At 70.9% G+C, this 13,337-nt stretch carries 11 protein-coding genes; 7 read left to right on the top strand and 4 right to left on the bottom strand.

Annotated elements, in window-relative coordinates; genetic code table 11:
- The first annotated feature begins 33 nt into the window (after positions 1-33).
- From RIN75_RS27535 to RIN75_RS27525, 3 genes are all read left to right on the top strand, one after another.
- Entirely contained in the window at positions 34-645 is a 612-nt protein-coding gene (locus tag RIN75_RS27535) for a trimeric intracellular cation channel family protein (protein WP_309114932.1), read from the top strand.
- Between the two features lie 180 nt (positions 646-825).
- Positions 826-1,515, top strand: a complete 690-nt coding sequence (locus RIN75_RS27530; protein ID WP_309114931.1) for a response regulator transcription factor — start codon at positions 826-828, stop codon at positions 1,513-1,515.
- Positions 1,512-2,891: a HAMP domain-containing sensor histidine kinase gene (locus tag RIN75_RS27525; protein ID WP_309114930.1), complete on the top strand. Its 1,380-nt coding sequence runs from the start codon at positions 1,512-1,514 to the stop codon at positions 2,889-2,891. The genes RIN75_RS27530 and RIN75_RS27525 overlap by 4 nt, the downstream gene beginning before the upstream one ends.
- On the opposite strand, the gene RIN75_RS27520 is transcribed toward RIN75_RS27525, so the two are convergent.
- Genes RIN75_RS27520 through RIN75_RS27505 form a run of 4 tightly spaced genes read right to left on the bottom strand, consistent with a single transcriptional unit; the run spans position 2,888 to position 7,349 of the window.
- Positions 2,888-4,213 carry an alpha-galactosidase gene (locus tag RIN75_RS27520; protein WP_309114929.1) on the bottom strand — a complete coding sequence of 442 codons (1,326 nt, stop codon included), beginning with the start codon at positions 4,211-4,213 and terminating at the stop codon, positions 2,888-2,890. The two genes, RIN75_RS27525 and RIN75_RS27520, sit on opposite strands and share 4 nt — an antisense overlap.
- Positions 4,214-4,216: 3 nt before the next feature.
- Positions 4,217-5,074 (bottom strand): carbohydrate ABC transporter permease, encoded by an 858-nt coding sequence (locus RIN75_RS27515; protein ID WP_309114928.1) that lies wholly within the window; start codon positions 5,072-5,074, stop codon positions 4,217-4,219.
- On the bottom strand, positions 5,071-6,048 hold the full coding sequence (locus tag RIN75_RS27510; protein WP_309114927.1) for a sugar ABC transporter permease: 978 nt from the start codon (positions 6,046-6,048) through the stop codon (positions 5,071-5,073). The genes RIN75_RS27515 and RIN75_RS27510 overlap by 4 nt, the downstream gene beginning before the upstream one ends.
- Positions 6,049-6,053: 5 nt before the next feature.
- On the bottom strand, positions 6,054-7,349 hold the full coding sequence (locus RIN75_RS27505) for an ABC transporter substrate-binding protein (protein ID WP_309114926.1): 1,296 nt from the start codon (positions 7,347-7,349) through the stop codon (positions 6,054-6,056).
- A gap of 251 nt (positions 7,350-7,600) precedes the next feature.
- Here RIN75_RS27505 and RIN75_RS27500 point away from each other — a divergent pair, with 251 nt between their 5' ends.
- The 4 genes from RIN75_RS27500 (at position 7,601) to RIN75_RS27485 (ending at position 13,168) form a co-directional block, all read left to right on the top strand.
- A complete protein-coding gene (locus tag RIN75_RS27500; protein ID WP_309114925.1) occupies positions 7,601-9,595 on the top strand; it encodes a beta-galactosidase in 1,995 nt (664 codons plus the stop codon).
- 1 nt (position 9,596) lies between these two features.
- Positions 9,597-10,397, top strand: a complete 801-nt coding sequence (locus RIN75_RS27495) for a DeoR/GlpR family DNA-binding transcription regulator (RefSeq protein WP_121223266.1) — start codon at positions 9,597-9,599, stop codon at positions 10,395-10,397.
- Positions 10,394-11,473: a galactose-1-phosphate uridylyltransferase gene (galT, locus tag RIN75_RS27490; RefSeq protein WP_309114924.1), complete on the top strand. Its 1,080-nt coding sequence runs from the start codon at positions 10,394-10,396 to the stop codon at positions 11,471-11,473. Before RIN75_RS27495 ends, galT begins: the two co-directional genes overlap by 4 nt.
- 672 nt (positions 11,474-12,145) lie before the next feature.
- On the top strand, positions 12,146-13,168 hold the full coding sequence (locus RIN75_RS27485; protein ID WP_309114923.1) for a trypsin-like peptidase domain-containing protein: 1,023 nt from the start codon (positions 12,146-12,148) through the stop codon (positions 13,166-13,168).
- Positions 13,169-13,337: the final 169 nt, after the last annotated feature.

Below are 13,337 nucleotides of genomic sequence, written 5' to 3'. Positions count from 1 at the left end.
ACCGGACGCGGCGGTGTCGCCTAGCCTCCACCGGTGCTGACCGCGCTGGAGCTGATCGGGATCGCCGCGTTCGCCGCCTCGGGCGCGCTGGCCGCGGTGCGGTCCCGGTTGGACGTCTTCGGGGTCATCGTGCTCGCCCTGACCACCGCGCTGGGCGGCGGGACCATCCGGGACGTGCTGCTGGACGTCACCCCGCCCACGGCCCTGGTCACCTGGCCGTACCTGGCGGTCGCGGGCGGCACGGGACTCGTCGTGTTCCTCTTTCACCCGACGGTGGCCAAACTGCGCCGGTCCGTGTTGGTGCTCGACGCCGTCGGCCTCGGCCTGTTCGTCACCGCCGGCACGAACACCGCCCTCAACCTGGGCGCTCCTCCCTACGCCGCCTGCCTGGTCGGCATGACCACCGGCATCGGCGGCGGCGCCCTGCGCGACGTGCTCCTGCGCGAAATCCCCCTGGTCCTCAGACGCGAGATCTACGCCGTCGCCGCGCTGGCGGGGGCCATGATCGTCGCCCTGGGTGACTACGCGGGCCTACCGGCCGAACCCGTGGCCATCACCGGATCGGTGGTCATCATGGGGTTGCGCATACTGGCTCTCTGGCGCGGTTGGAATGCCCCCACCGCACCAAAACTTGACGGTGTTTGATGGCCGCGCCTCCGGCGCGGCGGTCAAGTCGCCTGGAAGTCGGTCGTCCGGGGGGTGGTTCTGCGATGATCGGAAAACGCTGATCATCGCAGAACCACCCCCGGACGACCGACGCGACTTGACGGTTAGCTCACATGCCCTTCTCAGGCCGCTCTCAGGACGAGAGGCAAGACTGATCCCATGCGCATCCTCGTTGTCGACGACGACCGGGCCGTGCGTGAGTCGCTCCGCCGCTCACTGCAGTTCAACGGCTACCAGGTGGACCTGGCCGGCGACGGTCAGCAGGCCCTGGAAGCGGTCGTCGCGCAGCGTCCCGATGCGATGGTCCTGGACGTCATGATGCCCAGGCTGGACGGGCTGGAGGTGTGCCGCCGGCTGCGCAGCACCGGTGACGACCTGCCGATCCTCGTCCTCACCGCGCGCGACGCCGTGTCCGACCGGGTGTCCGGCCTGGACGCGGGCGCCGACGACTACCTGCCCAAGCCCTTCGCGCTGGAGGAGCTGCTGGCCCGGCTGCGGGCGCTGCTGCGCCGGGCCGCCGCCGACGCCGCCGAACCCGCGGGCACCGTGCTGAAGTTCGCCGACCTCGAACTGGACCCCAACACCCGGGACGTGCGCCGCGGCGACCGGTCGATCAGCCTGACCCGGACCGAGTTCGCGCTGCTGGAGCTGTTTCTGGCGCACCCCAAGCAGGTGCTGACCCGGGGCCGCATCCTGGAGGACGTCTGGGGCTACGACTTCCCCACCTCCGGCAACGCCTTGGAGGTCTACGTCGGCTACCTGCGCCGCAAGACCGAGGCGGACGGCGAACCCCGCCTGCTGCACACCGTGCGCGGCGTCGGCTACGTGCTCCGGGAGACCCCTCCGTGATCGGTACCGCCAACGGGCGGTTCCAGCGGGTGTCCCTGCGGGCCCGGGTGACCCTGCTGGCGGCGTTCTGCGTGGCGGGCGTGGTCGCCGTGGTGTCCCTCGGCGCGTACATGACCGTCAGCAGCAACCTGGACGACCAGCTCAACGAGAACCTGCGCCAACGCGCCCGCGCCGCCGTCACCGCGCCCCGGGTGAACGCCGACCTCACGGAGGTGCCCGGCGCGTTCCTCGCCGCCGGCGACGTGCGGATCGGCCTGCTCGACGTGCGCGGCCAGATGCTCTACCCGACCGGCACCATCGCGCCCCCGTCCAGCTCCGGTGACCTCGACGTCGCCAAGGGCCTCGCGCTGGAGAACATGTGGGACGACCACCGGACCGGCTTCCGGGTCATCTCGGTGCCCTACGAGGACGGCCGGGCGATGGTGATCGCCCAGTCGATGGCCCCGCTCAACCAGACCCTCGGCAAGCTGTCCGTCGTCCTGTTCGTGATCAGCGGCATCGGCGTCCTGGTCGCGGCGGCGGCCGGCACCGCCGTGGCCCGCACCGGCCTGCGCCCCGTGCAGCGCCTGACCGAGGCCACCGAACGGGTCGCGATGACCGGCGACCTGCGCCCCATCCCGGTGACCGGCGACGACGAGCTGGCCCGCCTGACCCAGCGGTTCAACGCGATGCTTGGCGCGGTGGCGGACTCGCAGGAGCGCCAGCGCAGACTCGTGGCCGACGCAGGCCACGAACTGCGCACCCCGCTGACGTCCATGCGCACCAACCTGGAACTCCTGCTGGCCTCCGAACGCCCGGACGCCCCGACCCTCTCCGACGAGGACAAGTCCGAGATCCACGCCGACGTGCGCGCCCAGCTCGACGAGCTGACCACCCTCATCGGCGACCTGGTGGAACTGGCCCGCGAGGACGCCCCGCAGGTCGTCCACGAGCCGGTGGATTTGGTGGAGGTCGTCGAACGCGCCCTCGACCGGGCCCGCCGCCGCGCCCCCGCGGACGTCACCTTCGACGTGCGTCTCCAGCCGTGGACCCTCCTGGGCGACTCCAGCGCCCTCGAACGGGCGGTGCTCAACCTGCTGGACAACGCCGTGAAGTTCAGCCCGTCCGGCGGGGTCGTGCGCTTGGAGCTGCGCCAGGTGGGCGACGGCAGCGTGGCCCTGGAGGTGGCCGACTCCGGTCCGGGCATCGCCGACGCCGACCTGCCCCACGTCTTCGAGCGCTTCTACCGCTCCTCCGAGGCCCGCACCCTGCCCGGTTCGGGCCTGGGCCTGGCCATCGTGAAGCAGGCCGCGGAACGCCACGGCGGCGCGGCCTACGCGGGCCGCGCCCCCGAGGGCGGCGCGCTGTTCACCCTCCGACTGCCCGGCCGCCCCTAGCTCTCCACCAACCGCGCCGGCACGGCCTCGCTCAACACCCGCCGAGTGGTCTCCAACCCCCACTCGTCGAGCTGGTCCAACCCGTCCGACGACCCGCGCAGCCCGCCGAACGCCGACACGTGCGCCGCCCACTCCTCCCGCCGCTCCACACCGGGCCGCGCGATCAGGCAGTCCGGGTCGTTGACCCAGAACCGCCCGTGCTGGAACGCCCGCGACACCCCGTTGAGCACCGCCCCGCGCTGCGACGGCTGGGCGACGTCCCCGTTCCCCGGCTCGTACTCGGGCGCGATGTCCGGGCTGACCCGCATCGCGTCCACCAACCCGATCGACGGCAACTGCGGCGCGCCGCACCCCAGCAGGTAGGCGTCCCCGATCACCGACCGGATCAGCTCCACACCCCGCCGGTAGGCCGCAACCGGCGTCACGTCCTCGTACCGCCGCCCCGGCAGGGCCGCCGCGTACACGAAATCGATCTTGTGGAACGAGATGCCCCACGACCGGAACGCCGTGAACACCTCCCGCAGGTACTCGACGGCCCCGGGATGCGTGGTGTCCAGTGCGTAGAGCTGCTGGTTCCAGTTCCGCCCCGCCGACACGAACGTGCCGTCGCCCGCCCGCACCAGCCACTCCGGGTGCTCGGCGAACACCCGCGACCGCCGACCCACCAGGAACGGCGCGGTCCAGATCCCGGCTCGCCGGCCCGCCCCGGTGATCCGCTCGAACACCCCGGGCACGCTCGCGAACCGCCCCGACGGCACCAGCCAGTCACCGATCTCCGCCTGGTACCCGTCGTCGACCTGCACCACGTCCACCGGCAGGTCCAACTCGCCCAGCAGCGCCAGGTTCCGGTCCACATCGGACTCGGTGACCCCGGTGAAGTACTGGTACCACGAGCACCAGATCGTCGGCGCGGGCCGGGGCGCGGGCAGCCCCAGCCGCGCCACCACGTCGTCGGCCCACCGCGCGAACGCCAGGTCCACCGGCCCGGACGACGTCCGCACCTCCACCGGCCCGTCCGCGTAGACCACAACCCGCTGGTCCACATAGGTGGCCTTGATGGACGGCACCGCCTCGGTGGGCGACGCGGCGGCCACCACGGTCACCGGAGCACCGTCACCCGGTTCCACCGCGAGCAGCCCCTCGCCCCAGAACCCGGCGGGGAACGACTCGGCCCGGTAGTTGCCGATGCGGTGCTCCGGCGCGACCCAGCGGTGCGGCGCCTGCGCCAGGTGGTACCCGGTCGACGGCGACCACGACTGCCAGCCCTGCTCGTGCACCCGCGCACAGCGGGGCTCGACCGGGATCTCGGCGACGATCCTCATGCCCTACCCCTTCGTCGATCCGAGCGTCAGGCCGCCGACGAACTGCCGTTGCAGCACGAAGAACACCACCAGCGTGGGCAGCGCCACCAGCAGCGACCCCGCCGCCATCAGGTTGTTGTCGGTGAAGAACGTGCCCTTCAGGTTCTGCAACGCCGAGGTGATCGGCATCTTGTCCCCGGTCTGGATCAGCACCAGCGCCCACAGGAAGTCGTTGTAGATCCAGGTGAACTCCAGCGTCGCCAGGGCGGCCAGCGCGGGCCGGCACAGCGGCAGGATGACCTGCCAGTACTGCCGGAACACCCCGGCCCCGTCCACCCGGGCCGCCTCGCCCAGTTCGTGCGGGATCGTCTTCATGTAGTTGCTCAGCACGAACACGCAGAACCCGGACTGGAACGCCACGTGGATCAACACAAGCCCGAGCTGGGAGTCCAGCAGCAGCCCCGATTCCGACATCCAGTCGGGCAGTTCGATCAACAGGTACAGCCGGTACAGCGGCGTCACGACCACCTGCTGCGGCAACAGGTTCCCGGCCGTGAACAGCATCAGCAGCGCGATGTTGAACTTGAAGCTGAATCGGGAGACGCCGTAGGCCACCATCGAGCTGAGCAGCAGCACGAGCACCAGCGCGGGCACGGTGATCAGCAGCGTGTTGAGGTAGTAGTGCGGCAGGTCGGCCTGGGTCCAGGCGTTGCCGAAGTTCTCCAGGGTCAGGTTCTCCGCCCACGAGAAGTACCCGTTGCGGTTGGTGTCGTCGTACGTGCGCAGCGACGCGTACAGCGCCCACAGCAGCGGCGCGAGCGTCACCAGGCACGTCGTCGCCAGGAAGACGTGCAGCACCACGCGGCCCGGTCGGATCTTCACGCCCGCTCCTCCTTCCGGAACACCTGGAACAGGTAGGTGATGATGAACCCGAGCGAGATCAGCAGCAGGATCACCGCGAGCGCGGAGCCCCACCCGATCCGGCTGGACTCGCCGATGATGTTGTCCGTCACCAGCACGGACAGCAGCTCCAGGCCGTTGCGGCCCTTGTTGACCACGTAGACGATGTCGAACGCCCGCAGCGCCTCGATCACCGTCACCACCAGCACCACGATGTTCACCGGCTTCAGCACCGGGAACGTGACGCGGGTGAAGGTCTGGAACGCGTTCGCGCCGTCCAGCGCGGCGGCCTCCTTCAGCGCCGGGTCCACCGACTTCAGCCCGGCCAGGTACAGCAGCATGATGTACCCGGTGTGCCGCCAGGCCGCCGCCACCAGCACCGCGTACAGGTTGATGTCCGGGTCGCCCAGCCAGTTCGTCGGGTTCGTCTCGGCGGTGCCCAGCAGGTTGTTCAGCAGGCCCTGCTCGGGCTGGTAGATCAGCTGCCAGATGAACCCGACCAGCGCCAGCGACAACACCATCGGCAGGTACAACGCGCTCTGGTAGAGCCGTCCGAACCGCAGTTGCCGGTCCAGCAGCACGGCCAGCAGCAACCCGGCGACGGTCGGCACCACCAGCAGGAACGCCAGCCAGATCAGGTTGTGCTGCAACGCGGGCCAGAAGCGCGGGTAGCGGGTGAAGATGTCGACGTAGTTCTGGAACCCGACCCACTCGATGTCCTCGAACCCGCCGATCCCGTCCCACGAGCTGAACGACAGCGCCACCGACCCGAGCGACGGCACCCACACGAACAGCACGTGCACCAGCGACGGCACGCCGAGCATCAACGCGAGGACCAGCTTGTCGCCGGACGGCAGCGCGGTCGCCCGCCGCCTGGTCCGGCGGCGCGGCGGGGGAGAGGCCGCCGCGCCGCCGGGGTCTGTGCCGCCGAAGGCCTTGTCCTGCACCACGGTCACGCCGCTCACCCCGTGAAGATCGTCTTCGCCTGGTCGGCCATGCCCTTGAGGATCGAGTCGACGTCGTTCGGGTTCTGGATGAACGCGTTGAGGCCGTTGGTGGCGGCGTCGCTGGCGAAGCGCGGGTCGGTGTCGCGGTCGAGGAACTGCGTGATGTGCTTGGCTTCCTTGATGACCTGCGCGGCCTTCTTCTGCAGGGCGTTGTAGCCGGAGGTGTCGGCGTTGCTCGCGGTGGCGATCGAGGTCGGGTCGGACTTGAGGTAGATGGCCTGCGCGGCGGGGGTGGCCAGGTACTCCAGCAGCTTCTTCGCGCCGGCCTCGTTGGCGGGCTTGCGGGCCATCATGTAGCCGTCGATGGGCGCCTCGACGGTGTCCTGGCCGTGCGCGGGGTTGATCTCGGGGAACGGGAAGAAGTCCAGGTCGTCCAGGTCGGGGCCCTTGAACTGCTGGGCTAGGAAGCTGCCCAGCAGGTACATGCCCGCCTTGCCCTGGCCGAGCGACTGGGCGGCCTCCTGCCACTCGCGGCCCAGGGCGTTCTCCTGGTGGAACGGCAGCAGCCGCTTCCAGGTGTCGAAGACCTCCTTGACCTTCGGGCTCTGCCAGTCCTCCTTGCCCGCCATCAGGTCGACGTGGAACTGGTAGCCGTTGACCCGGAAGTTGAGCTGGTCGAACGTGCCCATGCCGGGCCAGCCCTGCTTCTGCGCGAAGGCGATCGGCACCAGGCCGTCGGACTTCATCTTGGTGGCCAGCGCGACCATCTGGTCCAGCGTCTTGGGCACCTCGTAGCCGCGCTGCTGCCACACGCTCTTGCGGTAGAAGATGCCCCACGGGTACTGGGTGAACGGGATCAGGTACTGCTTGCCGTCGGACCCGGTGGACGCCTCCTTCAGCGCGCTCGAGTAGCCGCTGCCGACCTTGCCCCACACGTCGGACAGGTCGCCCGTGAGGCCCTTGCCCGCGAAGAACCGCATCCGGTAGCCGGCGAACCAGGCGAGCACGTCGTCCGGGCGGCCCTGGAGGTAGTTGTTGATCTGCTCCTGGTACTGCTCGTGCTGCTTGGTGTTGATGGCGACCTTGAGGCTCGACTCCTTCTCGAACGCCTGGAGCACGGCCGTGATGGCGTCCTTCGGGACCTGGTCGGAGAGGTTGTTGCCGAAGGACACCGTGTCGGTCGAGGCGCCGCTGTCGGACCCGCCGCACGCGGCGAGGCCCGGGACGGCCGCGAGGCCCGCGCCCGCGACGATCGCCTTGAGCAGGGCGCGGCGGCCCATGAGCGGGTGGGGGGTCTCGAACCTTGCCATCTTCGCTCCTTCGGGGTAACGGTGGTGACACAGGACCGAACAGGAGTTCAACAAAGTTGCGCACAATGTGGTCCGCAGCACACCTCCTGTCAAGCCTCGTTACCCAGCCGTTAACGCGCAGGTTCGGTCCGTAGCCGCCCTGAGCTGGAGTGACCAGTCACACGTCGGCCCGGCTACCGCCTAACAGACTCAAACGATCGTTTCTGTTCGCTTGTGTTGACGGTGTGCGGTTTTGTCGTCACCCTTGCCGCATGACCAACTGGCCGGTGGGGCTGCCGGAGTTCGCATGGGGCGCGGACTACAACCCGGAGCAGTGGCCCGAAGAGGTGTGGACCGAGGACGTCCGGCTCATGCGCGAGGCCGGGGTGAACCTGGTCAGCGTCGGCATCTTCTCGTGGGCCCGGCTGGAGCCCGAGGACGGCCGCTACGAGTTCGGCTGGCTGGACCGCGTGCTGGACCTGCTGCACGAGGGCGGCGTCCGGGTGGACCTGGCGACCGCCACCGCGTCCCCGCCGCCGTGGCTGACCACCGCGCACCCGGAGATGCTGCCCGAGCGCCCCGACGGCGTCCGGCTCTCGCACGGCTCGCGCCAGGAGTACTGCCCCAGCTCACCGGTGTACCGGCGCAAGGCCGTCGCCCTGGCCCGCGCGCTGGCCGAGCGGTACCGCGACCACCCGGCGCTGGCGGCCTGGCACGTCGGCAACGAGTACGGCTGCCACGTCTCCCGCTGCTACTGCGACCGCTGCGCGACCGCGTTCCGGGAGTGGCTGAAGGCCCGCCACGGCACGCTCGACGCGCTGAACGAGGCGTGGGCGACGGCGTTCTGGAGCCAGCACTACACCGACTGGGACCAGGTCCTGCCGCCGCGGACCACCCCGACCTACGGCAACCCGGGCCAGTTGCTGGACTTCGACCGATTCTCCTCCGACGCCCTGCTGGAGCTGTTCAAGGCCGAGCGGGACGTGCTGCGCGAGGTGACCCCGGGCGTGCCGGTGACCACGAACTTCATGGTCGGCTGGACGTTCTCCGCGCTGGACTACTGGGCGTGGGCGCGCGAGGTCGACTTCCTCTCCAACGACCACTACACCGCGTCCGAGGACGCCGAGCGGCACGTCGAGCTGGCGTTCGCCGCCGACCTGACCCGCGGGCTCGCGCAAGGCCGGCCGTGGCTGCTGATGGAGCACTCCACGTCCGCGGTGAACTGGCAGCCGCGCAACATCGCCAAGCAGCCCGGTGAACTGCGCCGCAACTCCTACGCCCACCTGGCCCGCGGCGCGGACGGCACGCTGTTCTTCCAGTGGCGGCAGTCCCGCGCCGGCGCCGAGCGCTACCACTCGGCGATGGTGCCGCACGCCGGCACCGAGACCAAGGTGTTCCGCGAGGTGTGCCAGGTCGGGTCCGAGTACCACAGGATCTCGGAACTGCTCGGGTCCACTGTGGACGCCCGGGTGGCGATCGTCTACGACTGGCAGTCCCGGTGGGCGGTGGGTCAGCCCGCGCACCCGAACTCGGACTTCTCCTACCAGGAGAACGCTTTCGCGCTGTACCGGGCGTTCTGGCGGGCCGGTGTGACGGTGGACTTCCTGCCGCCGGACGGCGACTTTTCCGGGTACCCGCTGGTCGTGGTGCCCGCCCTGTACGCCCTCGACTCCGCCGAGCCGTTCGAGCGGTACGTCGAGAACGGCGGCCGGCTGCTGGTGACCTACCTGTCCGGGATCACCGACACCCGCGGCCACGTGCACCTCGGCGGCTACCCCGGCGCGTTCCGCGACCTGCTGGGCGTGCGCACCGAGGAGTTCTTCCCGCTGGGCTGGGGCGAGACCGCGACCCTGGACGACGGCGGCCTGGTCGCGCTGTGGACCGAGCTGCTGCACCTGGACAGGGCCAAGGCGGTCGCCTCCTACGCTTCCGGGCCGCTGCCCGGCGTGCCCGCCGTGACCCGCAACGAGCGCGGCGACGGCGCGGCCTGGTACCTGGCCTGCGGGCTGTCCGGGGACGGCCTGGCCAAGCTGGTGGACGCCGTGCTGTTCGACGCCGGCGTGCCGCGCGGTCCCGAGGACGTGGAGGTGGTGCGTCGCCGGGGTGGAGCGGCCGGTTCGCCCGTATCGTGGCTGGTCGCGATCAACCACGGGGGCGGCGACGTCGAGCTGCCCGCGGCGGGCGTCGAGCTGCTGTCCGGCATGCGCGTGACCGGCTCGCTCACCGTGCCCGCCGGAGGAGTGGTTGTCCTCAGGGAAGAGGTGTGACGTGCTGGCGCGGCAACGACAAGCGGTGATCCTGGAAGAGGTCCGGCGGACCGGCGCGGTGCGGGTGAGCGACCTCGTGGTGCGGCTGGGCGTCTCGGACATGACGGTCCGCCGCGACCTCGACGTGCTGGCCGCCCGCGGGCTGGTGGAGAAGGTGTACGGCGGGGCCACGTCCGTGGTCGGGCGCAGCACCGACGAGCCCGGGTTCGAGGCCAAGTCGGTGCGCCAGCTGCCGGAGAAGGAGGCGATCGCCGCCGAGGCCGCGACCCTGGTCCGCCCCGGCACCGCGATCGGCCTGTCCGCGGGCACCACCACGTGGACGCTGGCGAGGTTCCTGGACGACATCCCGGACCTGACCGTGGTCACCAACTCCATCCGGGTCGCCGACGTGCTCCAGCAGAGCGGGCGCACGGACCGGACGGTCGTGCTGACCGGCGGCGTGCGGACCCCGTCGGACGCGCTGGTCGGCCCGGTCGCCGTGCAGGCGCTGCGGTCGCTGCACCTGGACGTGGTGTTCCTGGGCGTGCACGGCATGGCCGAGCGGTCCGGGTTCACCACCCCGAACCTCAACGAGAGCGAGACCGACCGCGCCCTGGTCGACGCGGCCGGGCGGGTCGTGGTGGTGGCCGACCACACCAAGTGGGGCACGGTCGGCATCTCCACCATCGCCGCGCTGGACGAGGCCGACGTGCTGGTGACCGACGAAGGACTGCCCGAGACCGCGCGTGGCGTGCTCGGGGAGCAGGTGGGTGAGCTGGTCCTGGCGCACGTGCCGGGACGGGGAGAGGAAGAGTTCGCGTGAAGCGCACGGCGGGGAAACTTGCCGATGGTCGGGAGATCATCTACTTCGACGACAGCCCGGAGGCGCCACCCCGCGTGGCCGTCGACACCCGGGACCTCCCGCGGGCGCAGCCGCTGTCGGAGGTGCGTCGCGATCCCCTGACCGGCGAGTGGGTGGCCATGGCCGCCCACCGCCAGACCCGGACCTACAAGCCACCCGCCGACCTGTGCCCGCTGTGCCCGTCGACGCCGGGGATGCCGACCGAGATCCCCGAGGCCGACTACGACGTGGTCGTGTTCGAGAACCGCTTCCCGTCCTTCGCGCCGGACGTGCCGGACCTGCCGTCCACTTTGGACGGGATGCCGATGGTGGCGCGGGCCGCCGGGCGCGGCCGGTGCGAGGTGGTGTGCTTCACCTCCGACCACACCACGTCGTTCGGCTCGCTGCCCGTGTCCCGGGTGCGGACCGTGGTGGACGCGTGGGCCGACCGCACGACCGCGCTGAACGCGGTACCCGGCGTCGAGCAGGTCTTCCCGTTCGAGAACCGCGGCGAGGAGATCGGCGTCACCCTGCACCACCCGCACGGCCAGATCTACGGCTACCCGTTCGTGACCCCCAAGACCGAACGCATGCTGGCCGTCGCTCACGCTTATTACGAGTCACATGGCACCCACCTGATGGGTGACGTCCTGGCCGCCGAACGCGCCGCCGGCACCCGCGTGGTCGCCACGTCCGAACACTGGACCGCGTACGTCCCCGCCGCCGCGCGTTGGCCGGTCGAGGTGCACGTCGTACCGCACCGCCAGGTGCCCGACCTGCCCGGGCTGACCCCGGCCGAACGCGACGACTTCGCCCACTTCTACCTGTCCGTGCTGCACCGCCTGGACGCCCTCTACCAGCGTCCCCTGCCCTACATCGCGGCGTGGCACCAGGCTCCCGTGCGGACCGGTCGCGACCTGGCGTGGCTGCACCTGGAGGTCTTCTCCGTGCTGCGCACCGCCGACAAGCTGAAGTACCTGGCCGGCTCGGAGTCCGGTATGGGCGTTTGGGTCAACGACGCGACGCCCGAGCAGATCGCGGAACGCCTGCGCGGGTGAAGGTGTCGGTGCGGACTCACAAGTGATGCCCAGGTCTGTTTAAGGCTTCTCTCAGGCGCACACCCCAGAGTGGTGGACATGACCGACAACGAGCCGCAGCAGCCGCAGAGCCCGTGGGCGCCGAGCGGCCCCGGTCGTGGAGACGCCGACCACCGGCAGCAGGGTGCCGGGCGGTCGGACGACGGCCTCGGAGCTGGGCAGGGCAGCTCCGCGCCGTCGAGTGAGACCGGTGCGGGCGGTGCTGTGCAGGGCAGCACCACCGCGCCGGACCACGGTGTCGCGGGTGCTTCGCAGGGGAGCACCCCGACGCCGGCAACCGGTGTCGGGGGTGCTTCGCAGGGGAGCACCCCGACGCCGGACGCCGGAACGCCGAGCGCCCCACAGGCCAGTGCCCCACAGGGGAGTGCGCCTTTCGGGAGCGCCGCGTCGCCGGCACCCGGGTTCCCGGTCGTCGGGGGCCCGATCGGTGGGCCGGGCGCTGGGCAGGGCAGCGCCGGGCAGCCACCCGCCGGCTGGGGGAGTGCCCAGCCGGGAGTACCCGGCCAGCCAGGCGTTCAGCAGGGGACGCCTGGCCAGCCGGGGCCCTTCTACGCACCGCCCGGATCTGTCGTCACCCAGCCACGACCGCGGGATCGGGGCCGCGGGAAGGTCGTCGCGGGGGTCACCGCGCTCGTGCTCGCCGTCGGGGGCGTCGCGGGCGGGGTCGGTGGCTACATCGGCTACCAGGCAGCCGACCGGTCCGGGCCGGTGACCAACGCCCTGAACGCCCCGCCACCAGCCCAGCAGACCGAGAACGCACCGCCGGGCTCCATCGAGCAGGTGGCGCAGAAGGTGCTGCCGACAGTCGTCCAGGTGCAGGTCAGCGGCGGCGCCGGGTCCGGGATCGTGGTCAGCTCCGACGGCCTGATCCTGACCAACAACCACGTGGTCGAGTCCGCCGCGGGCGGCGGCCCGCTCCGCGTCGTCTTCCAGGACGGCAAGCGAGCCGCGGCGAAGATCGTCGGCCGCGACCCGACGTCCGACCTGGCCGTCGTGAAGGCAGAGGGCGTGTCCGGCCTCCCGACCGCGGAGCTGGGCAGCTCCAGCGACCTGCGAATCGGCCAGGACGTGGTCGCCGTGGGTTCCCCGTTCGACCTGAACGGAACGGTCACCTCCGGCATCGTCAGCTCCCTGAACCGCCCGGTTCGCGCGGGAGGCGAAGGCGGCAGCCTGGCCACGGTGTTGAACGCGATCCAAACGGACGCGGCCATCAACCCCGGCAACTCCGGCGGACCGCTGGTCGACATGCAGGGCCGGGTCGTGGGCGTGAACTCCGCGATCTACAGCCCCAACCGGCAGGGTTCGCAGGCGGGTTCGGTCGGGATCGGTTTCGCCATCCCCATCGACCAGGCCAAGCGCACGGCCAAGGAGCTGAGCGAGACCGGCAAGGCCACCCAGACCGTGCTGGGTGTCCAGGTGACCGACAACCAGGAGGGCGGCGCCCTGGTCCGCGAGGTGACCCCGGGCGGCGCCGCGGACCAGGCGGGCCTGAAGCCCGGCGACGTGATCACCCGCCTGGGCGACCGCCCCATCGACACCTCGGATGCCTTGGTCGCGGCGGTGCGCTCCCGCACACCGGGCGAGAAGGTCGAGCTCACGGTAGGAAGCCGAACCGTAGAGGTCACCTTGGGCAGCCAGCCCGTGGAAACCAGGTAACCCCTCGCAGACCCCGGCTCAAGTGCCCTCGAGCCGGCCCAACGGCCGCATCCCGGCAGGCCTCCCCTCACCTGCCGGCATGCGGCCCTTCGCCGTCCTCCCGTGGGACCGTGGAACCCGCCGACCGACTGGCCGGCCTCAGGATCACCCGATCGAGGACATACAAGAT

This window comes from Saccharothrix sp., assembly GCF_031180885.1.
Taxonomy (GTDB): Bacteria; Actinomycetota; Actinomycetes; order Mycobacteriales; family Pseudonocardiaceae; genus Actinosynnema.
This window is presented reverse-complemented; position numbering and strand designations above follow the sequence as displayed.

Excerpts from the sequence above, each read along its gene's own strand:
- RIN75_RS27530 (WP_309114931.1), top strand. The coding sequence starts at position 826 with ATGCGCATCCTCGTTGTCGACGACGACCGGGCCGTGCGTGAGTCGCTC.
- RIN75_RS27520 (WP_309114929.1), bottom strand. The coding sequence starts at position 4,213 with ATGAGGATCGTCGCCGAGATCCCGGTCGAGCCCCGCTGTGCGCGGGTG.
- RIN75_RS27505 (WP_309114926.1), bottom strand. The coding sequence starts at position 7,349 with ATGGCAAGGTTCGAGACCCCCCACCCGCTCATGGGCCGCCGCGCCCTG.
- RIN75_RS27500 (WP_309114925.1), top strand. The coding sequence starts at position 7,601 with ATGACCAACTGGCCGGTGGGGCTGCCGGAGTTCGCATGGGGCGCGGAC.